Source organism: Nocardia wallacei (assembly GCF_014466955.1).
GTDB lineage: Bacteria > Actinomycetota > Actinomycetes > Mycobacteriales > Mycobacteriaceae > Nocardia > Nocardia wallacei.
On sequence record NZ_AP023396.1, the window covers coordinates 144184 to 169046 of the forward strand.

Below are 24863 nucleotides of genomic sequence, written 5' to 3' on the forward strand. Positions count from 1 at the left end.
ACAGCCAGGAGCATGAGGTCAATGACAGAAGCCGCCACCACGGCGAGCCGCACACCGGCCGCCACGGCGAGCCGTGCATCGGCTGCCGCCGAGGTGACTGCGCTGGGTACGCCGCCGCGTAAGTTCCGGTTCGCGGCCGCCGGCGAGGGCAACCAGCAGGAGGGCGGGGCGCGTAAGTTCGTCAAACTGGCGCAGCAGGCCGAGGAGTACGGCTACGACTCGTTCGCGGTGCCCGACCACCTGGGCCCGCAGGTCGGCCCGATCGCGGCGCTGGGCGCGCTGGCGGTGGCCACCGAGCGGATCCGCATCGGAACCTCGGTGCTGGCCAACGGCTTCCGGCATCCGGTGGTGCTGGCCAAGGACGCCGCGACCATCGACGTGCTGTCCAAGGGCCGGCTCGAACTGGGCGTGGGCGCGGGCTGGATCAAGAGCGAGTTCGAGGCCGCCGGCATCCCCTACGAGTCGCCCGGCGTGCGACTGGAGAGGCTGGACGAGACGCTGACCATCCTCGACGTGCTGTTACGCGGTCAGGAATGTCACTTCGAGGGCAAGCACTACCAGGTGCGCGGCATCAAGGGCACCCCGCGTCCGCGCCAGGGCCCGCGCCCGCCGCTGGTGACCGGTGGCGGCGGCCCGAAGATGCTGCGGCTGGCCGCCAAGCACGCCGACATCATCTCGGTGGTGCCGCGGACCACCAAGGAAGGCAAGGGCCTGCTGTCGGGCATCACCCTCGACAAGACCATCGAGAAGGTGAATCTGATCAAGCAGGCGGCCGGCGACCGGTTCGCCGATATCGAACTGAACTGGACCATCACCGCCGTGGTGATCACCGACGACCGCGAACGCACGGCGGAAATGGCATTGTCCGCGATCGACAAGGGCCTGCACCCGGACCTCGAAGTGGACGTACAGCTCTCGGTCGAAGACATACTCACATCGCCCTATGTGGCGATCGGCACATTCGAGGAGATAGCGGAGCAGATTCGTAACGTGCGCAAACTCACCTCGATGTCTTATGTCGGAGTGTTTCCGACCCAGATGGATGCCTTCGCGCCGGTGATCCCGTTACTGCGGGAGGCGTGACCGAGTCGTGTTCAGTCGCAGCAGGGACCGCGCCGGGTCCTGCTCTGTAACATGTCCCTGGTTTGAGTACATCTAGCCGATAGGTGGTCACCGCGCAGACCGCCGGAAAAGCTGCAGGCATGCTCTTGCACCACAGAGCGCCCGCGGGCGTAAGAGAGTCGGGGCCTCACAGGTAACAGCGGCCATGATGCCGTGCTGCGTGTGCCTCGGAGGAGAAGGAATGACGGACGAGACTTTCGACGACTACCTGGACGAATCCGGGAATATCAGCATTCCCGAGGGACGCACCCTGGTCGATTACGTCGAGAAGCACACCCGCAACGACGCGAACACGCTTGCCTATCGCTACATCGACTACTCCCGTGAGCGCGACGGCGAGTACCAGGACCTGACCTGGAAGGAATTCGGCATCCGGCTGCGTGCGGTCGCCGCGCGCCTGCAGCAGGTCACCCAGCCCGGTGACCGGGTCGCGATCCTGGCGCCGCAGGGGCTGGACTACGTGGTGTCGTTCTTCGCCGCCATCTACGCCGGCACCATCGCGGTCCCGCTGTTCGATCCGGACGAGCCCGGCCACACCGATCGGCTGCACGCGGTACTCGGCGACTGCAAGCCCTCGGCCATCCTCACGGCGAGCTCCTCCGCCGCGGGTGTGCGCCAGTTCTTCCGCCCGCTGCCGGCCGCGCAGCGCCCGCGCGTCATCGCCGTGGACGCGGTGCCCGATTCGCTCGGTGAGGCCTGGACCTATCCCGACATCACCGTCGACAACATCGCCTACCTGCAGTACACGTCGGGATCCACGCGTACCCCGGCCGGTGTCGAGATCACCCACCGCGCGGTGGGCACCAACCTGCTGCAGATGATCAACGCCATCAACCTGGACTGGAATTCGCGCGGCGTGACCTGGCTGCCGCTGTTCCACGACATGGGTCTGCTGTGCGTGATCCTGCCCGCGATCGGCGGCAAGTTCATCACGATCATGTCGCCCAGCGCCTTCGTCCGGCGGCCGGGCCGCTGGATCAAGGAGCTGGCCGCGGTCTCCGACGGCGCCGGAACCTTCGCCGCCGCACCGAATTTCGCCTTCGAGCACGCGGCCGCCCGCGGTCTGCCCAAGAACGGTGAGACGCTGGACCTGTCCAATGTCATCGGCCTGATCAACGGCAGCGAGCCGGTGACCACCTCCTCGATGAAGAAGTTCAACGAGGCGTTCGCCCCCTACGGCCTGCCGAAGACGGCCATCAAGCCCTGCTACGGCATGGCCGAGGCGACGCTGTTCGTCTCCGCGACCCGGGCCGAGGACGAGGCCAAGGTCATCTACGTGGACCGCGACGAGCTCAACGCCGGCCGGATCGTGAAGGTCGAACAGGGCGCGCCCAACGCCATCGCCCAGGTCAGCTGCGGGTACGTGGCGCTGTCGCAGTGGGCGGCCATCGTCGACCCGGAGTCCGTCGACGATCCCGCCGGTCCGCGCGAGCAGCCCGAGGGCCAGGTCGGCGAGATCTGGTTGCACGGCAACAACATCGGCATCGGGTACTGGGGCCGCGACGAGGAGACCCGCAAGACCTTCAAGAACCTGCTGCCCAACCGCCTGCCCGAGGGCAGCAAGGCCGAGGGCACCCCGGCCGACGCGATCTGGATGCGCACCGGCGACTACGGCGTCTACATCGATGGCGAGCTGTACATCACCGGCCGGGTGAAGGACCTGGTGATCGTCGACGGCCGCAACCACTACCCGCAGGATCTGGAGTACTCGGCGCAGGAGGCCAGCAAGTTGCTGCGCCCCGGCTTCGTGGCGGCGTTCTCGGTACCCGCCAACCAGCTCCCGGCCGAGGTGTTCGAGGCCGACAGCCATTCGGGCATCAAGTACGACGCCGACGATGCCTCCGAGCAGCTGGTGGTCGTCGCCGAACGCGGCCCGGGCGCGCACAAGGCCGATCCGGCGCCGATCGCCGACGCGGTGCGCGCGGCGATCTCGCAGCGGCACGGTGTCACCGTGCGCGACGTCCTGCTGGTGCCGGCGGGTTCGATCCCACGCACCTCCAGCGGCAAGATCGCCCGCCGCGCCTGCCGGGCCGCCTATCTGGAGGGCACGCTGCGGGGCGGCTACACGCAGCAGGCCTTCCCGGACGCCCCCGAGGAAGAGTGAGCGACATCCGTCCTTGCGATACTGGCTGTCGATCCCTGCCCACCCGACAACCCACCCAGGTAGCTTGAGGAATTGATGGCTGACAACGAGGGCACCCAGACGACCGACGCCGTTTCGCCCGACAGCGATGCGGTCACCGACGACACCGCGGCCGCCGCACCGGCCACCGAGATGTCGGTGGCCGAGCTGCGAGAGTGGTTGCGGCGCTGGGTCGCCGACGCCACCGGCCAGCCGATCGAGCAGATCACGGTGGACCGGCCGATGGAGGAGTTCGGGCTGGCCTCGCGCGACGCTCTCGCCCTCGGTGGCGACATCGAGGACCTCACCGGGGTGATGCTGAGCGCCACGGTCGTGTACCAGCATCCGACCATCGCCTCGCTGGCGGAGGTCATCGCCGCCGGCGGCGTGCCCGAGGAGCCCGCGGAATCGACCGACGATTCCTTCTATACCGCCGGATATCGGCCGGGCGAGGCGCACGACATCGCCATCGTGGGCCTGTCGACCCGGTTGCCGGGCGCGGGCAGCACGCCGGAGTCGACGTGGGAGTTCCTGATCAACCGCGGGGACGGGATCCGGGAGCTGCCGGAGGGCCGGTGGTCGGAGTTCACCGCCGAGCCGCAGATGGCGGAGGCTGTCGAGCAGGCGATGACCCGGGGTGGCTATCTCGATCAGGAGGTGGTGAAGGGCTTCGACGCGGAGTTCTTCGCGATGTCGCCGATCGAGGTCGAGCGCGTCGACCCGCAGCAGCGCCTGATGATGGAGCTGACCTGGGAAGCCTTGGAGCACGCGCGAATTCCCGCCAGCGAGCTGAAGGGGCAGCCGGTCGGCGTGTTCATCGGTTCGTCCGGGAACGACTTCATGTTCCTGGCCGCGATGGCGGCGGGCGCACCGGTCGACGCGAACACCCCGGCGACGGCCGCAGCCTATGGGATCACCGGCAGCGTCTCCTCCATCATCCCCAACCGGGTGTCCTACTTCTACGACTTCCGCGGTCCGTCGGTCTCGGTCGACTCCGCGTGCTCGTCGACCCTGGTCGCGGTGCACGAGGCGGTGCAGGCGCTGCGCAGCGGTGATGCCGACGTGGCGCTCGCCGGTGGCGTGAACATGATCCTGGCCCCGTTCGCGACCCTCGGCTTCGACGGCGCCGGTGCGGTGGCCAAGGACGGCCACATCAAGGCGTTCTCCGCCGACGCCGACGGCATGGTCCGCTCCGAGGGCGGCGGCATGGTGGTGCTCAAGCGCCTGGCCGACGCCGAGCGCGACGGGGATCGAATCCTGGCCGTGGTCAAGGGTTCCGCGGTCAACAACGACGGCCGCTCCAACGGTCTGCTGGCGCCGAATCCGGACGCCCAGGCCGAGGTGCTGCGCCGGGCCTACCGCGACGCCGGGATCGCGCCGTCGTCGGTCGACTACGTCGAGGCGCACGGCACCGGCACGCTGCTCGGCGACCCGATCGAGGCCGACGCGCTGGCCCGGGTGGTCGGGCGCGGCCGCGCCGACGACAAGCCCGCGCTGCTCGGGTCGGCCAAGACCAACTTCGGCCATCTGGAGTCGGGCGCCGGGGCGGCCAGCCTGGCCAAGATCGTCATGTCCTTGCAGCACAACGTGATTCCGCCGAACATCGGATTCGCCGGGCCCAACCCGTACATCCCGTTCGAGCAGGCGCACCTGAAGGTCGTCGACGAGCCGACCGAATTCCCGCGCTACAGCGGGCGGGCCACCGTCGGCGTCTCCGGCTTCGGCTTCGGCGGCACCAACGCGCACGTGGTGATCCAGGAATACGTGCCCGCCGCCGCGGCGGCTCCCGCGCCGGTCGGCGATCTGGACCACGAGGCCACCGACATCCTCGCCGACGCCGAGGCCATCCTCGCCGGAACCGACTCCGCCGCAGTGGCTTCCGGTGCGGACGAGACCGACGCGCCGGAGGTGGCGCCCGCCGAGCCCGCGGTCGCGGAGTGGACCGAGGCGCGCACCGAACCGCTGCCGGTGATCCTGCCGGTGTCGGCCTATCTGCCCTCCCGCCGCCGCCGCGCCGCTGCCGACCTGGCCGACTGGCTGGAATCCGAAGCGGGACAGGCGACTCCGCTCGAGGACGTGGCGCGGGCGCTGGCCAAGCGCAACCACGGCCGCTCGCGCGGGGTCGTGCTGGCCAAGACCCACGACGAGGCCGTCGCCGGGCTGCGCGCCATCGCCGAGGGCAAACCGGGGCAGGGCGTGTTCACCGCGGACGCCCCCGCCGCCAAGGGCGCCATGTGGGTGCTGTCCGGGTTCGGGTCGCACCACCGCAAGATGGGCAAGCAGCTCTACCTGGAGAACTCGATCTTCGCCCGCGCCGTCGACGAGGTCGACGAGCTGGTGCAGGACGAGGCGGGCTACTCGGTCAAGGAGATGATCCTCGACGACGCCCAGGACTGGGACGTCGGCACGTCGCAGGTCGGCGTGTTCGCCATTCAGCTCGGGCTGGCCGCGCTGCTGCGCGCGCACGGCGCCGAACCCGAAGGCGTGGTGGGACATTCGCAGGGCGAGGCCGCGGGGTCCTACATCTCGGGCGGCATGAACCTCGAGGACGCCGTGCGGGTGATCTGCGCGCGGTCGCGGCTGATGGGCGAGGGCGAGCAGATGCTCACCGAGGCCGACGTCCGCAATATGGCGCTGGTCGAATACAGCGCCGAGGACATCGAGAAGGTGCTGGCCGACTACCCGGATCTCGAGGTCGCGGTGTACGCCGCGCCCACCAACACCGTGATCGGCGGCCCGCCCGACCAGGTGCAGGCCGTCGTGGCGCGGGCCGAATCCGAGGGCAAGTTCGCCCGGGTGCTGCAGACTCGCGGTGCCGGGCACACCTCGCAGATGGATCCGCTGCTGGGCGAGCTGGCGGCCGAGCTGGCCGGTATCGAACCCACCAGGCTGACCGCCGACCTGTACTCGACCGTGCACAAGGCCACCGTCTACCGCGCGGGCTCGGACCCGGTGCACGATGTGGACTACTGGGTCACCAATATGCGGCACCCGGTGTATTTCACCAACGCCGTGCGGCAGGCCGTCGACACCGGCATCACCACCTACCTGGAGCTGGCGCCGAATTCCGTCGCGCTGATGCAGGTTCTGGGCACCACCTTCGCGGCCGGGGTGCACAACGCGGCGCTCATCCCCACGCTCAAGCGCAAGGAGGACGAGGCCGCGGGCATCATCTCGGCGCTGGCGCAGCTGTACGTGCAGGGGCATCGGGTCGACCTGTCGTCGCTGCTGCCCGCCGGGGAGTTCGCCGACATTCCGCGAACGGCGTTCCTGCGCAAGGAGTATTGGCCGACGGTCACCATCGCCTCGGGTGCGGGGACCGGGCGGGTGCCGGGTTCGCACGTCGCGCTGCCGGACGGGCGGCACGCCTGGGAGGTGTCGGCGGCCGCCGTCACCGACCTGTCCGGGCTGGTGAGTTCGGCTGCGGCGCAAGTGCTTTCGGACGTGGCGGTCGGGGCGACCGTCGCGCATTCGCCGCTGCCCGCGTCCGGAAAGCTGACCACGACCCTCACCCCGCACCTCGGCGGCGCCTCGGTGCAGGTGCACGGTGAGCAGGACGGTGCGTTCCGCCTGCTGTTCGAGGCCGTGGTCACGGGGGTGGCGCGCACGCCCGCCGGTCGTCCCGGCACGTCCCCCTCGGACGGTTCCGGCACGTCTTTCGGCGCGTCCCCGTCCGGTACACCCGGTGCCTCCCCTTCCGGTACACCCGGTGCCTCCCCTTCCGGTACACCGGACGCGTCCCCTTCCGGTACACCGGGTGCGTCCCCGTCCGGTACACCCGGCGCCTCCCCGTCTGATTTCCCCGGCACGTCTTCCGCCGGGGAGGCCGATCTCGTGGTCACCGAGACCATCGGCGAGAAGTGGGATCCCAGCGGCACCCAGACCGTGGAGCAGCGGCTGGCGGTCATCGTCGCCGAATCCATGGGTTATGCCGTGGAGGATCTGCCGATGGAGATCCCGCTGATGGAGCTGGGCCTGGACTCGCTGATGGCCATGCGCATCAAGAACCGGGTCGAGTACGAGTTCGACATCCCGCAGCTGCAGGTGTCGGCCGTGCGCGACGCCAGCCTCAACGAGGTCGCCAAGGTGCTCCGCTACGCCATCGAGCACCGCGACGAGGTCGCCGCCATCGCCGAAAAGCAAGCGGCCGAGGGTGGTTCGCTGGCCGTCGACGACAACTTCGTCGCCGCCGCGCGGGCGGCCATGGAGTCCGGCGGAGACCCGACGGCGGTCGTGCAGGACAAGCTCGCCGAGAGCACGGCCGGAAAGCCCGCTCCCACCACCGAATCAACCACCCCTGCCGACCAGGACACCCCCGCAACGGAATCCGCGGCGGCAACGGTTGCACGGGACGCCGCCGCAACGAAGTCCGCGACAGGCGGACAGGCACCCGTGCAGGCGGCGCTGTTCGGCGACGGCGCTTCGAAGTCCGCCGAGGAGAACGTGCCGCCGCGCGATGCCGCCGAGCGGCTGACCTACGCGACCTGGGCCACCATCACCGGCAAGTCGCCCGGCGGCGTCTTCGACACGCTGCCGATCCTGGACCAGGACACCGCCGAGAAGCTGGCCGCGCGGCTGTCCGAGCGGGTCGGCGCGGAGATCGACGTCGAGGACGTGCTCGACTGCGAGTCCATCGAGCAGCTCGCCGACGTCGTGCGGCGGCACCAGGACAACGCGGGTGATGTCGACGGCTTCGTGCGGACCTTGCGCGGGCGGACCGAGGGCTCGAATGCCGTACCGGTCTTCGTGTTCCATCCCTCGGGCGGCAACACGCTGGTCTACGAGCCGCTGCTGAAGCGCCTGCCCGCCGACACCCCGATGTACGGCTTCGAGCGCGTCGAGGGTTCGATGGAAGAGCGTGCGCGCCAGTACATTCCGAAGATCCGCGAACTGCAGCCCGGCGGGCCGTACGTCTTCTACGGCTGGTCGCTGGGAGCCGTCTTCTCGCTGCAGGTCGCGCAGCTGATGCGGGCCGAGGGCGACGACGTCCGGCTGGTGGGGCTGATCGATCTGGCGTTGCCCGTGGAGTCCGAGGACACCAGCCCCGAGGGGCGGCGGGCGCGCGTCGAGCGCTTCCAGGAGTTCGCGAAGAAGACCTACGGCATCGAGGGCGAACTGGACGACGACATGCTGCGGGAGCTGGCGGACGCGTCCGACGCGGAGCAGTACAAGATCATCACCGATCTGCTGAAGTTCGCGGACGTGAAGATCCCCGGCGGCGTGATCGAACATCAGCGCACGTCCTGGCTCGACAGCCGGGAGCTCGAGAAGGCGCAGCCGTCGCACTACGACGGGGACGTGGTGCTCTATCTGGCCGACCGCTACCACGACGGCATGATCGAGCTCGAGCCCCGCTTCGCCGACCGGCAGCCCAATGGTGGCTGGGACGAGTACCTCCCGGCACTGGAAATCATCCACATCCCGGGTGATCATCTCCAGATCATCGACGAGCCGCGCATCGCCACCATCGGTGCCGACCTGACGCAGAAATTGGCTGCGATCGCGAAAGGAATCTAGTGAGTACGACCGCCGAGAAGCTTGCCGACCTGCGGAAGAAGCTCGAGCTCGCGCAGGAGCCGGCAGGTGAGGCGGGGGTGGCCAAGCGGGCGCGCAAGGGTATCCCGAGCGCGCGCGACCGGATCAACATGCTGCTCGATCCGGGCACCTTCGTGGAAATCGGTGCGCTGGTTCGCAATCCGAGCATCAAGGACGCGCTGTACGGCGACGGCGTGGTCATCGGGCACGGTCTCGTCGAGGGCCGCCCGGTGGCGGTGTTCTCGCACGACCAGACCGTGTACGGCGGTTCGGTCGGGGAGATGTTCGGCCGCAAGGTCTGCACGATCATGGAGTTCGCGGCCAAGGTGGGTTGCCCCGTGGTCGGCATCCAGGATTCCGGCGGCGCGCGCGTGCAGGAGGCGGTCAGCTCGCTGGCCTGGTACGCCAATATCGCGCTGAAGGTGGAGCCGCTGTCGGGCATGGTGCCGCAGATCTCGCTGATCCTGGGCAGCTGCGCGGGTGGTGCGGTGTATCAGCCGATCAACACCGACGTCGTGGTCGCCACCGAAGAGGCGTACATGTTCGTCACCGGGCCGAAGGTGATCCGCGAGGTCACCGGCGAGGACGTGAGCCTCGAGGAACTCGGCGGCGCGCGCAGCCAGGCCGAATACGGCAATATCCACCACGTCGCCAAGGACGAGAAGGCGGCCTTCGACTGGGTGCGGCAGTACCTGGGCTACATGCCGACCAGCTGCCAGGAGGAGCCGCCGGTGGTGAATCCGGGCCTGGAGCCCGAGATCACCGAGACCGACCTGGAACTGAACTCGATCGTGCCGGACTCCGACAACGCCGGTTACGACATGCACGACATCCTGCTGCGCATCTTCGACGACGGGGAATTCCACGAGGTCGGCGCGCAGGCGGGCCTGAACGTCATCACCGGGTTCGCCCGGGTGGACGGGCGCTCGGTCGGCGTGGTCGCCAATCAGCCGATGGTCTCCGCCGGCGCGCTGGATGCCCGCGCGTCGGACAAGGCATCGCATTTCGTGCGGCTGTGCGACGCGTTCGAGATTCCGCTGGTGCTCGTGGTGGATACGCCCGGCTTCCTGCCCGGCGTGGAACAGGAGAAGATCGGCGTCATCAAGCGCGGCGGGCGGTTCCTGTTCGCGTTCGTGGAGGCGTCGGTGCCGAAGGTAACCGTGGTGATCCGCAAGGCCTACGGCGGTGGGTACGCGGTGATGGGATCCAAGCAGCTCGGCGCGGACGTCAACCTGGCGTGGCCGACCGCCCGCATCGCGGTGATGGGCGCCGAGAGCGCGGTCAGCCTGATCGGGCGCAAGCAGATCGAGGCCGCGCCGGAGGAGCAGCGCGAGGCCGTCCGGCAGCAGATGATCGACTTCTACAACGCCACCATGGCCAATCCGTGGGTCGCGGCCGAGCGCGGCTTCATCGACGCGGTCATCGAACCGGCCACCACCCGCCTGGAAATCCGCCGCGCCCTGCATCTGCTGCGGGACAAGAAGCTGCAGCGCAACCCGCGTAAACACCACTTGCTCCCGCTGTAGACGGCCACCGCCGCGCAGCACCCGTGCCGCCTCCGGGGACTCCCGCGGGGGCCCCGGTGACGGTTACCGTTGTCCCGGCGCGCGCACACGCCGGGCGCGGCCTGTCCGGACAGGTGAAATCCGGTGGAACGGCAGGTGGACGGGGTGTCTTTTGCGGAATCACCCGGTGAATCCCGCCCGGTATGAGAGCCTTCAGCTATGGGTACCTCACCGAAGGCCGTACTGCAGGGTGGACCGGCCGACCTGCCGCAACGGATCGTCCCGATCACCCCACCGGGCATCGAACTGCGCATCCAGTTCAAGGGCGGCTACGAGCGCTTCAAGGTAACCCCACGCTGGGAAGACACCACCGAAGGCAGCCTCCCGGTCTACGAATGGACCGGCCGCCAGGAAAGGTGACGCGAAGGGCGGGCCGCGCAGTCTTTGCGCCGCCCGCCCTGGGACCCGTTCGATCAGAACACTCGCAGTTGGCCCGGGGACCAGAAGCCCGAGCGGGTCGCGGTGCCGGTGGTGACCTCGGCGGGGGCGGCCTTGTAGTACTGGTCGTAGCGTTCCAGTGAACCCCAGTCGCGGGCCCAGTCGTTTTTCATGTAGGTCGGGATGGTGACCGACTTGGCGAGCATCTGCGAGAAGCCCAGGGGGCCACCGAATTCCTCGGCCTGCCAGGTGTCGGTGGAGCTGACCGCGAGCGGGCGGTCCGGCAGGATGCGGTAGTTCGGCACCTCGGCGACGCCGTCGCGGTGGTCGAACGGGCGCTGGCACGGGAACTGCAGGCCCACCGCCCAGTCCAGCAGCACCGGCTGCTCGGTGCCGATGACGTCGTTGAGCGTCCGCAGCTCGGGCACGCGCGGCGCGGTGAACGCCAGCCACTGGTCGCCGATCAGGATCGGGTCGTTGGCGACGATGCGCACCGTGTCGGCCTCGGGCGAGATCTGATCCAGCGGCACTCGCAGGTTGCGCCACGACGGGAACGGGCCGATGTCGCGCGGCAGGTAGCTGCCCAGCTTGGTGACCGAGCCGTCGGCCTGCTTCCTGCCGTACTCCACGGTCAGCGACTGGCCGTACTTGACCGCGCCGGTGTCGTCGACCGACAGGATGCGCCCGGCCGCCGAGATCACCAGCAGCGGCGAATCGTCCGAGCGCGCAGGCAGCTGGTACCAGCTGGAGGTGAGGTGCGCCGGCTGCTGCACGCCCTCCTGGTAGCTGCCCATCACCGGCGTGGTCGCCGGGTCGAGACCGAACGGCAGCGCCACCGTGCTGCCGTTCACACCCGCCTGCTGGGTGGTGCCGCCGCCGGTCCCGGCGTTCTGGCCCTCGGCGAACACCGCGCCCACCGACTGGGTGGAGGTGTTGCCGGTGCCCGGCTTCACCTCGACCGTGTCCGCCTTCAGATCGGTCGGAACACCGTTGGGGGAGAAGCCGACCGGGTCACCACCGGCCAGCGCGTCGCCGTCCTTGGGCGGATGCGCCGGGTCGACGATCGGCTGCAGGTTGCCGCTGTTGACGTTCTGCTCGACCAGGATGTCGTCGGCCAGGCCACACGTCGCGCCGCCCACCGCACCGAAGTTGGAGCGCGCCAGCGAGTACGCCGGGTACTGCCACACCGCGCCCTTCACCAGCGAGAACACCTCGAACAGCACCATCAGCGCCGCGACAACGGTCAGCGGGATGGCGGCGAACCGGCGAATTCGCCTGCCGCGCGCGGACTTCGCGCTCGCCGGCGGTTTGGCGTAGCCCTCGCGCAGCGACTGCCAGCCCACCAGGGCCAGCGCCAGGCCGAACAGCACGAGCATGATCGTGTTGGACTCGATGCCCTTCAGCGACACGGTCTTGTCGAACCACGGCACCCCGAAGCTGGACACGTACCAGTAGCCGTTGATGCCCGAGAACGACAACGCCAGCGCGAACAGCAAGGCGGCCAGGAAGATCGACCGGTTCTTGCGCGAGCGCAGCGCCGTCGCCGACACCGCTACCGCCGTCACCGCGCCCAGCGCACCGGCGATGCCCGCGTACGCGCCGAAGTGGTGGGTCCACTTCGTCGGGTTGAACATCATGAAGAAGATCGTCCCGAACACGATGCCCATCAGCCGCCACGTCGGACCGCTGGCGATACCCGGCACCCGGCGGCGGCGCAGCAGCACCATCATCGTGGTGAACAGGCACAGCAGCATCACCAGGAAGGCGAAACGGCGGGCCAGCGAGCCGTCCACGGTCTCGACGAACAGGTAGTAGTAGCGCAGATAGTCCTCGTACCAGGCCAGATTGGGCCCGGCGAGCTGCCGCACCCGGTTGGCCTCCTGGATCGCGGCGAAGGTCTGGTCGCTGTAGACGACGGTCAGCACCAGGAAGCCCGCGGCCGCGATCGGCGACAGCAGTATCAGCGTCGAGGCCCAGCGTTTCGCGGCCCAGCCTGAGCCCGCGCTCGCCGCCAGCTCGCGACGGCGGCGCACCACGACCCACACCAGTGGCCGGATTCCGGCGAGCAGGGCCGCCACACACATCAGACCGGTCGGCGCGGCCGCCAGGGTGAACGCCGCGACCAGCACGGCAGTCGCGGCGGGCAGCAGCCGCGAGGTCGCGATGGCCCGCTCGATCGACACCCAGGTCAGCAGCGCGCCCAGCGCGACGATCGGCTCGGACCGCAGCCCGTTGTCGTAGGGCAGCCAGAAGGCCAGGAAGACCAGACCGCCGGTCCACAGCGCGACCTTGGAGGTGCGTACGCCGCGGCCCAGCCGTGGCACGACCTCGCGGCTGATCACCATCCAGCACAGGATTCCGCAGAGCAGCGCGGGAATTCGGACCCACACGCTGGCCGTGGAGATCTGCGCGAACGCCTGGATCACGTAGTAGTACCAGCCGAACGGCGCCTCGGGGACGCCGTACCAGCGGAAGTAGTTGGCGAGATACCCCGCGTGCGGGGCGACCCGCACCATGCTGAGGATGTAGCCGTCGTCGGAGGTGTTGGCGCCGACGAAATGCCAGAGCAGCAGCGTGCCGCCGATCGCGCCGTCCGCCCAGGTCGGCTTCAGCCAGTGCGCGGGCAGGAACCGGCGGTGGCCGCGGCCGTCACCCGTGTCGAGGCGAGCCAGCGCGGCCAGCGCGATCAGCGTGCACAGCACGGCCGCGATCATCGCGACGAGTTTGGTGAGCGTCGGGGTGGTGGTGAACCGCGAGTCGACGGTCATGTGGAACGACAGCCCGTCCGGCGTCGCTCCCCGCAGATCGGTGAACACGCCCACCACCTGCGGCCGCAGATCGGCCGCGAGCGTGCCCTCGATCGGCACCGTGACCATTTCGGTGGCACCCGGCGCACCGCCCGCCACCGGCTGCTCGACCTGCCTGGTCGCGCCCTCGAACGAGGCGTAGGTGCGGTTGTGATCGGAGGTGATCACGATCGACGAGCAGCCGCTCAGCTCGGACCGCTGCGCCGAGGCCACCACCGCGTTGCGGTCCACCACATCGACCGAGGTCTCCGACACCCGGACGAACATCGCCTCCAGCGAGGCGCGGTCGCCCTGCGGCGGCGCGGTCGCCAGCAGCATGCCGCCCTGCGGTAGCTGGTCCACCAGCGAACAGGGAATGCTGGCGTTCAGATCCACCGGCACCTGCGACATCAGCGGTGCCTGCACGCTGCCGAGCGTCCCGCCCTGCGGCCAGTCCACCGCGGAGGTGGTCTGATTCACCGGCAGGAACGGGGTCGCGATCGCCAACAGCGCGCCCAGCACCCCGGCGACCAGTGCGACCAGGCGCGCGGTCCGGAAATCGCGGGGTGTCGCCACGGGCGTGGGGGGCGACGGTTTCGTCAATACAGCAGTTGCGGCGTCGGGCACGGTTGGTGATGTTATCTGCCCGCGCTGAGAGTGACCGTGTTCACGCCGATCCTCGAGGCATCCGTCCAACTTCCGCACTCGCCGGACGGCCCGGCCACCCGCGGTTACCGGGCGCGGATCGGGACGTCTTCGGCTCGGCCGGAACGGGTTTCGACGGTCACGCCGATCGTCGCGGGAGTCGCCGAGGGCACGTAGGGCGTGAACCGCTCCAGCGAGCCCCAGTCGCGGTCCCAGTCGTGGTTCAGGTAGCCGGGCACGGTCTGCGCCTCGGCCAGCAGACCGGTCCAGCCCAGGGGGCCGCCGCCGATGTCGTCCTGCCACGCGTTGGAGGCGTCGGAGCCGACCCGGTCGGGCAGGATGCGCCAGCGCGGCACCTCGGCGACGCCGTCCTTGTGATCGAACGGGCGCTGGCAGGGGAAGGCCAGGCCGACGTGCCAGTCCTCCAGCACCGGATCCTCGTGGCCCACCACGGTGTCCAGCGTGGCCAGACGCGGCAGCCGGGGCGGGGTGACGGCCAGCCACTGCCGCGGGGTGAGGTCGTTGGCGACCGCGACGATGCGCACCGCGTTGGTGCCGTCGGGAATCCGATCCAGCGGCACCCGCATATTGCGCCACGAGGGCGCGCCGCCGATGTCGAGCGGCTGGAACGAACCCAGCGGCTGTTCGGAACCGTCGTCGGCACGGTGCGCGAACTCCACGCGCAGGTCCTGGCCGTAGGTGACCACGCCGTCCTTGTTCACCGACTTGATCCGCCCGGCCGCGCTCACCGTCAGCAGCTGGTAGGCGGGGTCGTGGCGGGCGGCGTCGAGGTCGAGCCGGTACCACTGCGAGGTCAGGTGGGCTTGCTGCTTGTCGCCGGTGGTGTAGCTGCCCAGCACCGGGGTGCGGGCCGGGTCGAGCCCGAACGGCAACTTCACGGTGCTGCCGTTGATGCCCGCCCGGTCGGTGCTGCCGCCGCCGGTGCCCGATCCGGTGGTGTTGGTGGTCTTGTTCTCGGACTTGGTGTCGACCGAGTTGGCCCCGCCGGAGACGGTCTCCTCGGCGTCCGCGGTCAGGTCGCTCGCCACCCCGTCCGGGGTGAAGCCGACGTTCTCCGCGGCCAATCCGTCGGCGGCCGAACCGGTGTAGGGCTGCAGCAGCGAGTCCGCGGTGTTCGTCTCGACCAACACGTCGTCGGCGAGCGAGCACGAATGGCCGCCGAGCGCACGCAGATTCGCCTTGGTGATCGAGTAGGCCGGGTACTGCGTGAGGGCCGCCTTGCCGAGCGAGGCCACCTCGAACAGCACCATCGCCGCGGCGGCGATGGTCAGCGGCTGGACGGCGAAGCTGTCGAACCGCTTGCGCCCGCCCGCCTTTCGATACGGCTCGCGGTAGTACTGCCATGCGGCCAGCAGCAGCGACAGCACGGCGAGGCCGAGGAACAGCGTCGAGAAGCCCTTGCCCGCCAGCAGCGGCGCCTTGTCCCACCACGGAACTCCATAGCTGGACACGTACCACCAGCCGTTGGAGCCGGTGAAAGTGATTGCGAGCAGGAAGAATACGGCCGCGGCGAACAGCGAGCGGTTGTACGCCGCGCGAATGCCGTTGACGCCCACCGCGACCGCCGTGAGCGCGGCGAGCGAACCGGCCAGACCGGCGTACACGCCGAAGTGGTGGGTCCACTTGGTCGGCGTGAACATCATCAGCAGCAGCGACATGAATACGATGCCGAGGATGCGCGCCGACGGCCCGCGCGAGGTACCCGGAATCCGCCCGCTCTTGCGCAGCATCACCAGCACGCACACGCCCAGGCACAGCAGCATGCCGAGAATGCCGAAGCGCCGCGCCAGCGACCCGTCGGGCGACAGCATCAGCAGCGAGTCCCAGCGGGTGCGCTCGTCGAACCAGGCCACGTTCGGGCCGATGATCGTGCGAACCCGGGTGGCCTCCAGGACCGAGGCCAGCGTCTGATCCGCGAAAACCACCACCAGCACCAGAGTTCCGGCGGCGACACCGGGCGCGAGCAACGCCCCGTAGCGCAGTATCGCCGAGGCGAACGTCCCGCGCCCGGCCCGCTTGTCCGGCGTCGCGTCGCCGGAATCCATGCGCCCGCGGGCCCGTTTGATGATCAGCTGCAACACCGGACGCGATCCGGCGATCAGCGCGGCGATGCAGATCAGGCCCGTCGGCCCGGCGGCCAGCGAGAAGGCGGCGATGAGTACGGCGATCGCGGCGGGCAGCAGCCGTCCGGTCGCGATGGCGCGCTCGATCGAGCACCAGGTCAGCAGCGCGCCCAGCGCGATCAGCGGCTCGGGGCGCAGCCCGTTGTCGTAGGGCAGCCAGGCGACCAGGAACACCAGGCCCGCCGTCCAGCGCGCGATACCGTCGCGGCGCACGCGAGCGCCCAGGCGCGGCAGCACTTCCCGGCTGATCACCAGCCAGCACACGATGCCCGCGAGCAGCGACGGCAGCCGCATCCACCAGCTGGCATCGCTGATCCGGGTCATCCAGGCCAGCACCTCGTACGGCCAGCCGAACGGCGCCTCGGCCACCCCGAACCAGCGGTAGTAGTTGGCCATGTAGCCCGAATGCCGCGACGCCCGAGCCATATTCAGGATGTAGCCGTCGTCGGAGGTGTTGGCGCCGATCCCGTGCCACAGCAACAGCGTGCCCAGTACCACCCCGTCGGCGATCTTGAAGCGCCACCAGTGCGCGGGCAGGAAACGCCGCGGCCGGCGGCCGTCGGCGGTGTCGATCAGGTGCAGGCAGATCAGCGCGACGAGGGTGAACACGACCGCCGCGATGATCGCGGCCAGCTTGAGCGGGCTCGGGGTGGAGGAGAAGCGGGAGTCGATATCCGCGTGCAGGTGCGCGTCACCCAGCTGCGCGCGTTCCAGATCGGTGTAGACGCCGACCACCTGCGGGCGGATGTCGCCGGACACGGAGTTGCGGAACGGGGAGCCGTCGGCGCGCGTGACTCCGGTGAATTCGGTGTCGGTGGCGCCCGCGGTGGAGTTCACGGTCAGCGCCGTGCAGCCGCCGATCTCATCGAGCGGCGCGGACAGCAGCGGGATGTCGCGCTGGAGCACCGACAGCCGTCGCGCACCGGCATCGCCGGTCACCTTGGCCAGCAAGCCTTTCGCGCTCGCGCCCGGTGCGTCGGCGGGCACCGTGGACACCACCGTGCCGCTCGGCAGCTCGCGGAACGCCGCGCACGGAATGCTCACCCGCAGCTCCAGCGGGACATAGGACACCAGCGGCGCGTCCACGTTCACCGACTGCGGCTGCGGCCAGTCGAGCGTGGCGCGGTCGGCCCGCACCGGCAGCAGGGGCGCCAGCACCGCGCAGAGAGCGGCGAGCACACCGGACACGAGGGCGATCAGGCGAACCGGGGAAAACGCTGGGGAGTCTGCGCGCACGGTGCCTGATGCTAGCCACCCCCGCCGCCGTTCGGTCAGACCAGCCCGCGCACATCCCAGACCCACACGCCGTCGACGTAGCGGCCCGGGAAGCCGAGCAGCTGGTCGAGGGTGGCGTGGATGGCCCGGCCGTGCTCGACGGGCGGCAGCACGATCACGTCGGCCTGCCAGAAGTTGAGGTCGGCCAGGGCGTGTTCGCGGGCGGTGTCGTCGATCTCGGGGACCCGATCGGTCTGCTGGGCCTGTGCCATCAACACCGCGGTCGGGCGGATGTCGGGGCCGTAGCGGCCCTTCTTGTCCGCGGCCGGCCCGACGAAATACCCACCGGCGAGCGGGAATCGCAGACCCGAGTCGACCTGCCAGCGCAGTGCGCGCGCGTCGACCGTGGACGGCGGCGGCGCGATCACCACCGAACCACCGCTGACGTAGTCGCGCACGGTGCCGTCGGTGAAGAACTCCGGGGTGGGGGTGCGCTCGGTGACCGGCAGGATGGTCGGCACCAGCGGCACCAGCACCGAAGTCAGCGCGCCGAACCAGATGAGCGGCCGCGGATCGCCGAGCGACTCGCGCGCGTAGGCGATCGCCCGCTCGGTGCCGAGCGCCAGGATCACGGCGATGGCCGGAACGGCGGCCATGCTGAACCGGGTCTCCAGCACCGTGTTCAGCAGCGGCACCTGTTCGAGCCACTTCCAGGGCAGGCTCACTCCGAGCGGCCGCTTGCCGATCGTCGCCGTCACGCCCAGCGACAGCACCGTGAACACCACGATCACCGCCGTGGCCGCCCGCACCACGCGGTAGTGGTTGAACGGCTCGACGCGCGGGCCGCGCCGCCACAGCAGCACCACCGTGACGGCCAGCAGCGCCAGCAGCGGCCAGCCGAAGTAGGAGTTGTCCTCGGTCGGGTTGATGCCGACGTTCTGGCCCGGGGCGAACATGCCGCCCAGCGATTCGGCCGGGAATTGCACCAGCGCCTTCAGGTCGTTGCCGGTCGGGCCGTGATCGATGGACCGGTAGCTCTGCGGTCCGAAGAACTGCCACCACAGCGGAATCGCGGTGAGCGCCAGCGTGATCAGGGCCGCGAGCCCGACCGTGGGCGCGACGCGGCGCGCCACCCGAAGGCCGGTGCGGGGTCGGTGCAGGTAATAGACGAGGACGAACAGGCCGAACGCCAGCGCGAAGATCAGCAGCGGCTCCTCGCCCAGCGCGATCTGCAACGCCACCAGCAGGCCCAGCGTCACCGCCTCGCGGGCGCGCCGCGCCGTGCTCGGCGCGGGTTCGGCCGTCGCCCGCCGCGCCTGGCGGATGAGTACGAGCGCGATCACCGGCAGCAGCGCGAGCAGCACGAAATTCGGGTGGGCGTTGGCGTGCGAGATCATCGCCGGGGCGAACCCGCAGAACACCCCGCCCACGGCCGCCGCGAACCGCGACCGCACCAGTTCCCGGGAGAACAGCCAGTACCAGGCGAAGGCGGTGGCGGCCAGGCCCGCGGTCAGCACCAGCACGTAGGTGGTGGTCGGCCCGAACAGCATGGTCACGGGGGTCAGCGGCACGCCGACACCGAACATGGCGGTGTTGGCCATCATGTTCACCCCGGCCGGGAAGTTCTGCAGGGTGGTGCCGAGCGGGCTCTCCAGGTGGGCCACCGAATGCGCGGTCACCGCGAAGAACCACTCCCACATGGACTGATCCTGGCCGCTCTTGATCAGGTAGCCGTTGTCGGTGTCGCGCCACTGGCCCGACAGCACGATCACCGCGAAGAGCAGGTACGTCGTCGCGATCAGCAGGTCGGTGCGCGAGGCCCGCAAGCGGCGGACGAGTCTGGTGCGGCGGGAGTCGGGGGCCGTGCCGAGCGTCGCCGCCCCGCCGGCGCCGGCCGGCGGGTCCAGGACAACGGTCGCGGATCCGCCCGATCGCTTTGGTTCGTCGCGATCCGATTCCCCGCCGGGTACCACAGGTAGAACTCCCTCTTGCTGGACGAACTCAGCGGCCCACGCTACCGCCGTTTCCTGAGAGCGCGCGCGCCGAGAGGTGAGTTATCCACAGAAAATGAGGTATTCCACAGCGTTATCCACAGGTTTGGCGGGTTGTTCACATCAATGGCGGACCACGAGCGTGAAGGGGCCGATGTTCGTCACCTGGAAATGCGGGTCGTCGAACAGGGTCTTGGGGAACGACACGGTGTACCGGCGCACATTGGGATCGTTCGGGTAGACGTCCTCGGCGAGTCGCAGCGTGTACTTGTCGCCGCTGCTGCGGAACAGGAAGGCGTCCGGCGCCCGCCACGGGGTGTGTTCGAGGGCGTCGAGCAGTTCGGCCGGGGAACGCAGCCCGCTCCAGCGTTTGATCTCGGCTGCCCGCGCGCCGAAATCGGCCAGCGGATTCGCGTAGTGCGAGGTGAGACCCTGGAAACCGTAGTACGGGTAGTACGCCAGGAAGCTGGTGTCGGCGGTGAGTACCACCGATTCGTCGCGCGCGCGCCCGGTCTGCGCGGTGAGGGCGGCGTCGATCTCGCGGTAATACGACACCGCCGACGGGCTGCGCTGATCGGCGCGTGCACCGTTGCCGTCGGTGTCGGTGTAGGCGGTGGTGATCTCGCTGTTCAGAATGCTGGGGATGCTCTGGGCGAAGGCCAGCGCGCCGATCACCGCGACGGCCACGGCCGCGGGGCGGAACCGCGGCGGTTCGTTGATCGCCTGGTAGATCGCCCGCGCGCCCTCGACGAAGCCGAAGGTCCCAGCCGCCGCCAGCAGCGTCTGCAGGATCGGCTCGAGCCGGAAGGACAGCCCGGTGAAGCCGGCCGCGGTCACGGTCAGCGACGCCAGCGACCACAGATAGATCGCCACCACCGCGATGCCCAGCGCTTGGGCCCGGCGCGAACTCGCCGCCCGCAACACCAGCCACACCGTGCCGATCAGGCACAGCGCGCCGAGCAGCGGCTCGCCGAAGTCGAACATGGGGAACGACAGCCGCGCCCCCGACTCCGGCAGATAGTGCAGCGCCGTCCCCGACCCCGACCGCGCACCCGTGAGCGCCTTCGCCAGCCACGGCCCCCAGGTGATCAGCGCCAGCAAGGCGGTGATCACACCCATCACCACGAGCCGCGCGAGAATGGGCCACAGCAGCCCCAGCGCACCCGGCCCTGCCGCCACCACCCGCGGCCGATGCACCGCGTCCGCCCGCCGCTGCCACACCAGCACACCCCAGGCCACCACCGCCATCAACACGACGGTGAACACCGCGACACCGGCGAACAACTGATAGAACATCGCCGAAACCCCGAGGAACAGCCCGGCCCCCACCACCGCACCCCAACCGCCCGCGGTCCCCGCCGCGCCGCCGCCACCAGGTGCGGGGTGTGTCGCGGCCGCGCCACCATTCCCCGCGGGGTCCGATCCCGACGCGCTCACACCGGCGGTCCCTGCGCTCGACTCCGTGGTCGCGCCGATCGGCTCTCCAGCGGCGCCGGTCGTGGCTCCGTCCGCAAGGTCGGCGTTCTCCTCGCCCGCCGCGTGGGATACCGAGCCGGCTAGGCCGATGGCGGCGGCCGAGTCCGTGGTCCGGCGGCTGACGGCGTACTCCGCCGGGCGGTACAGCGCGCCCCAGGCCAGCAGCATGGCCGGGGGGAACAGGACCACCAGGACCGCGCTGTAGGCCTCGGGTGAGGCGAACGCGAGCGTCACGGCGGTCGTGGCGGCCGCCACCGCGACGGCCCAGTCGGCGCGAATCAGCTTGGACCACAACACGAGAGCCAGCACGGCCGCCACCGCCAGCGCGGCGATCGCATAGGGCTTGAACGTCTCCCACCCGGGCATGCCGAGCAGGTTCGCCACCCGCCCGCCGATCCAGAACCACCCGGCCGGGTAGTACGGCGGCAGGTCGATGTAGGTCATATCGTGCAGTGCCGCACTGTCGGTCAGCCGGGTCAGGTACTCGGTCCGGAACTCCTGGTCCACCGAGATCCCGAACAGATACAGCTTGGTGGCCGCCAGCGGCATTCCCAACGTCACCGTCACGAACGCGGAAACGCCCACCCAGGACAGCACTTTCGCCAGCCACGACCACCGCCGCAGCCGCACCAGCACCACCGCCGCGACCAGCAGCGCCACCGCCCCCACCTGCCCGACCGTGGTCAGCGCCCGAGTCACATTGGAGGAATTGAACGCCGGCCACTGCACGGTCGCGAACGCCACCAGCCCCACCGCGGCCACCCCCGCCGCGACCACCGCCGCGACCACCGCTTCCCCAAGCCCGCCGCCGACCTGCCGGACAAGTACTCGCACGCTGCCTCCGGTTCCTCGATAGCCTGCACTGACCCGCGAGCCGAGCGTCACTCTAGTCAGCGCCGGGCAACCCGGACGCATCGACAACGGCCGGCAGCGTTTCGCTACCGGCCGTCGCGGCTCGACAATCCGCCGATCAGATGGGGAGGCGGCGGAAGATCGGGCGGGGGAGGTGGCGGAGGATCATCATGACCCAGCGGAAAGTGCCTGGGGCCCAGACTATTTCCTTGCCTTTTTGGGAGGCGGCGACCGCGAGGGCGGCTACGTCCTCCTTGTTGACGGTGAGGGGGGCCTCGTCCACGTGGGCGGAGAACTTGGTGCGGACCTGGCCGGGGCGGATCACCGTCACGCGGGGGCCGAAGGGGCGCAGGGCCTCGCCGAGGCCGAGGTAGAAGCCGTCCAGACCGGCCTTGGTGGAGCCGTAGACGAAGTTCGCGCGCTTGACGCGCTCACCGGCGACCGACGACATGACGACGATCCGGCCGTAGCCCTGCGACTTCATCTTCTCACCGAGCAGCACGCCGACCGATACCGAGGCGGTGTAGTTGACCTCGGCGACCCGCACGGCCTTCTGCTGGTTCTGCCACAGCTCCTCGGCATCGCCGTCCAGCGCGAAGGCCACGATCGCGACGTCGATATCGCCGTCGGCCCAGGCCTGTTCGACGACCTTCGGGTGGCTGCCGGTGTCGAGCGCGTCGAAGTCGATCACCTCGACCTTCGAGGCGCCGGCCGCCTCCAGCAGCGCCACCGAGTCCGCGCGCAGCGGATCGTTGGGCAGGGCGGCGAGCACGATCCGGGCCGGTCCCTTCTTCAGGTACTCCGCGCAGATCGCCAGGCCGATCTCGGACGTGCCGCCCAGCAGCAGGATGTTCTGGGGGTTACCGACGGCATTGATCATTTGGTGCACTCACCGCTCACTGCAGCTCCAGCCTTCTCGCCATATCGGACATGAAAACGCCTGTGGGATCGACACTTCGGCGGACCTTGATCCACTCGTCGATCCGGGGGTACATCTGATGGAAGGACTCCGCGGTGGTGCGGGAATCCTTGCCGGTGTAGAGCCGCCCGCCGAATTCCAGCACGCGCCGGTCCAATTCGGTGACGAACTCGTTGAGCCCCGCCTTGATCGGGAAGTCCACGCAGATGTTCCAGCCCGGCATGGGGAAGCTCAGCGGCGCCTGGTTACCCGGGCCGAACAACTTGAAAACATTGAGGAACGAGTAGAACCCCGAGCCCTGGATGTCGCGGATGATGCTCTTGAACTCCTCGACGGCCTCCGGCGGCACCACGAACTGGTACTGGAGGAAACCGTTCGAGCCGTAGCCGCGGTTCCATTCACCCAGCATGTCCAGCGGGTGATAGAACTGCGTCAGGTTCTGCACCTTGCCGCGGTAGGACCCCGACTTGCGGTACCACAGTTCGCCGATCGGCGTGAACGTGTACTTGTTGGCCAGGCCGTTCGGGAAGACGTCGGGCAGGGTGAGGAAGGTCTTGCCGTTGAACTTCAGCGGATCCTTCCGCAGCTTCTTCGGCAGTTCGTCCAGCTTGGCCAGATTGCCGCGCGAGATCGCGGCCCGCCCCAGCTTGGGCTCCGGGCTGATCGCGTCGAACCACGCCGAACTGTATTCGTAGCGGTCCTCCGAGCCGTCGCTGTGGAAGGCGATGGTCTCCTCGAGCGTCGCGGTGACGTCGCCGTCGGCGATGAAGTACGCGGTCTCGGTCGGCGTCATCTCGATGGTGGCCCGCAGGATGATGCCCGTCAGCCCGCAGCCGCCGACGGTCGCCCAGAACAGTTTCGCGTTCCGCTTCGGCGTGATGTGGTGCACCGTGCCGTCGGCGGTGAGTAGTTCCATCGAACGCACGTGATTGCCGAAGCTGCCCGCGCTGTGGTGGTTCTTGCCGTGGATATCGGAGCCGATCGCGCCGCCGACGGTGACCTGCCGCGTGCCCGGCAGCACCGGAACCCACAGGCCGAACGGCAGCGCCGCCTTCATCAGCTGATCCAGGTTCACCCCGGCGTCGACATCGACCAGACGGGTGTCGCGGTCGATGCGATGGATCTTGTCCAGCGCGGTCATGTCGACGACCAGGCCGCCGGCGTTCTGCGCGTTGTCACCGTAGGAGCGGCCGAGCCCCCGGGCGATCACCCCGCGGCGCAAGTGGGCGGGCTTGTCCGCGTTGTCCTGCGCGACCATCGCCACCGCCCGCGCGATCACTTCCGGATCGCCGGTCGAGAGCACTTCGGCGGAGGTGGGCGCGGTGCGGCCCCATCCGGTCAGCCGGCGGGTGCTGGTCGGCAGGTCGTAGCGGTCGGACGACCCTGAGCTGTCATTCTGTGACGCAGCGCCGTCGCCCGCGGTTTTCGCGGGACCCGCGGCGGTGGAGGTCTGAGCTTTCGTGGACATCGGCATAGAGGCTACAGGTATGGCCGGACATCGGTCCCGGCGTCACGAGCGTCCCGGCGCAACCCGCTACGCTCGTGCGCGTGACCGCGGAACCCCATCTGCCACTGCCACCCGAGTTGCCTCTGGTCGACGAACCCGGCGGCACGAGTGTCGATCTCAAGACCCAGATCATTCGCTTCGCACTGTCCGGTGGGTTCTCCGCGATCATCGATTTCGGGCTGTACACGCTGCTGCTGCAGGTGGTGGGGCTGCCGGTGGCGGTGGCCAAGTCGATCAGCTTCATCGCCGGAACCACGACGGCCTATCTGATCAATCGCCGCTGGACCTTCCAGGCCGCGCCCAGCCGGGCCCGCTTCCTGGCCGTGGTGGTGCTGTACGCGCTGACCTTCGCCGTGCAGGTCGGCATCAATCAGGTGCTCTACCACGTGCTGCCCGAGGAGTGGTGGCGCATCTGGCTGGCCTTCGTCGTCGCGCAGGGCACGGCCACGGTGATCAATTTCGTGGTCCAGCGGCTGGTGATCTTCAAGCTGCGGTGAGGTGAACCCGCCGATCCCGGAGCAGCACCATTGCAGGCCGGGACCGGCGGATTCGGTATTCGGCGCCGGGTGCTCGGGTCACGGGCTGCGCGCCGAAGCGTTTGCCCCC

General features: G+C 69.4%; 12 protein-coding genes. 6 read left to right on the forward strand and 6 right to left on the reverse strand.

Features of this window, described 5'->3' with window-relative positions; all coding sequences use genetic code 11:
* Window positions 1-21: 21 nt before the first annotated feature.
* The 5 genes from NWFMUON74_RS00660 (at window position 22) to NWFMUON74_RS00680 (ending at window position 10704) form a co-directional block, all read left to right on the forward strand.
* Window positions 22-1083: an LLM class F420-dependent oxidoreductase gene (locus tag NWFMUON74_RS00660; protein ID WP_187686095.1), complete on the forward strand. Its 1062-nt coding sequence runs from the start codon at window positions 22-24 to the stop codon at window positions 1081-1083.
* A 220-nt stretch (window positions 1084-1303) separates the two neighbouring features.
* Complete coding sequence (gene fadD32 / locus NWFMUON74_RS00665) at window positions 1304-3226, forward strand: long-chain-fatty-acid--AMP ligase FadD32 (RefSeq protein WP_187686096.1); 1923 nt, start codon at window positions 1304-1306, stop codon at window positions 3224-3226.
* 75 nt (window positions 3227-3301) lie between these two features.
* Complete coding sequence (gene pks13, locus NWFMUON74_RS00670; RefSeq protein ID WP_187686097.1) at window positions 3302-8761, forward strand: polyketide synthase Pks13; 5460 nt, start codon at window positions 3302-3304, stop codon at window positions 8759-8761.
* Window positions 8761-10305, forward strand: coding sequence for an acyl-CoA carboxylase subunit beta (locus tag NWFMUON74_RS00675; RefSeq protein ID WP_187686098.1), 1545 nt, complete (start codon window positions 8761-8763; stop codon window positions 10303-10305). Before pks13 ends, NWFMUON74_RS00675 begins: the two co-directional genes overlap by 1 nt.
* 198 nt (window positions 10306-10503) lie before the next feature.
* Window positions 10504-10704 carry a DUF5988 family protein gene (locus NWFMUON74_RS00680; RefSeq protein WP_187686099.1) on the forward strand — a complete coding sequence of 67 codons (201 nt, stop codon included), beginning with the start codon at window positions 10504-10506 and terminating at the stop codon, window positions 10702-10704.
* 53 nt (window positions 10705-10757) lie between these two features.
* On the opposite strand, the gene NWFMUON74_RS00685 is transcribed toward NWFMUON74_RS00680, so the two are convergent.
* From NWFMUON74_RS00685 to dprE1, 6 genes are all read right to left on the reverse strand, one after another.
* The gene (locus tag NWFMUON74_RS00685) at window positions 10758-14135 is read right to left on the reverse strand and encodes an arabinosyltransferase domain-containing protein (protein WP_187686100.1); all 3378 of its coding nucleotides are present in this window, start codon (window positions 14133-14135) and stop codon (window positions 10758-10760) included.
* Window positions 14136-14239: 104 nt separating this feature from the next.
* Window positions 14240-17533 carry an arabinosyltransferase domain-containing protein gene (locus NWFMUON74_RS00690; RefSeq protein WP_187686101.1) on the reverse strand — a complete coding sequence of 1098 codons (3294 nt, stop codon included), beginning with the start codon at window positions 17531-17533 and terminating at the stop codon, window positions 14240-14242.
* Between the two features lie 35 nt (window positions 17534-17568).
* Window positions 17569-19338, reverse strand: a complete 1770-nt coding sequence (locus NWFMUON74_RS00695; protein ID WP_187686102.1) for a glycosyltransferase family protein — start codon at window positions 19336-19338, stop codon at window positions 17569-17571.
* A gap of 288 nt (window positions 19339-19626) precedes the next feature.
* Window positions 19627-21813: an arabinofuranosyltransferase gene (locus tag NWFMUON74_RS00700; protein ID WP_232110770.1), complete on the reverse strand. Its 2187-nt coding sequence runs from the start codon at window positions 21811-21813 to the stop codon at window positions 19627-19629.
* A 136-nt stretch (window positions 21814-21949) separates the two neighbouring features.
* A complete protein-coding gene (gene dprE2 / locus NWFMUON74_RS00705) occupies window positions 21950-22711 on the reverse strand; it encodes a decaprenylphospho-beta-D-erythro-pentofuranosid-2-ulose 2-reductase (protein WP_187686103.1) in 762 nt (253 codons plus the stop codon).
* Window positions 22712-22727: 16 nt separating this feature from the next.
* Window positions 22728-24218: a decaprenylphosphoryl-beta-D-ribose oxidase gene (dprE1, locus tag NWFMUON74_RS00710; protein WP_425300494.1), complete on the reverse strand. Its 1491-nt coding sequence runs from the start codon at window positions 24216-24218 to the stop codon at window positions 22728-22730.
* Window positions 24219-24298: 80 nt separating this feature from the next.
* Between dprE1 and NWFMUON74_RS00715 the strand changes: the two genes are divergently transcribed.
* Entirely contained in the window at window positions 24299-24754 is a 456-nt protein-coding gene (locus NWFMUON74_RS00715; protein WP_269475310.1) for a GtrA family protein, read from the forward strand.
* Window positions 24755-24863 lie beyond the last annotated feature (109 nt).

Excerpts from the sequence above, each read along its gene's own strand:
- NWFMUON74_RS00660 (WP_187686095.1), top strand. The coding sequence starts at position 22 with ATGACAGAAGCCGCCACCACGGCGAGCCGCACACCGGCCGCCACGGCG.
- dprE2 (WP_187686103.1), bottom strand. The coding sequence starts at position 22,711 with ATGATCAATGCCGTCGGTAACCCCCAGAACATCCTGCTGCTGGGCGGC.
- dprE1 (WP_425300494.1), bottom strand. The coding sequence starts at position 24,218 with ATGTCCACGAAAGCTCAGACCTCCACCGCCGCGGGTCCCGCGAAAACC.
- fadD32 (WP_187686096.1), top strand. The coding sequence starts at position 1,304 with ATGACGGACGAGACTTTCGACGACTACCTGGACGAATCCGGGAATATC.
- pks13 (WP_187686097.1), top strand. The coding sequence starts at position 3,302 with ATGGCTGACAACGAGGGCACCCAGACGACCGACGCCGTTTCGCCCGAC.
- NWFMUON74_RS00680 (WP_187686099.1), top strand. The coding sequence starts at position 10,504 with ATGGGTACCTCACCGAAGGCCGTACTGCAGGGTGGACCGGCCGACCTG.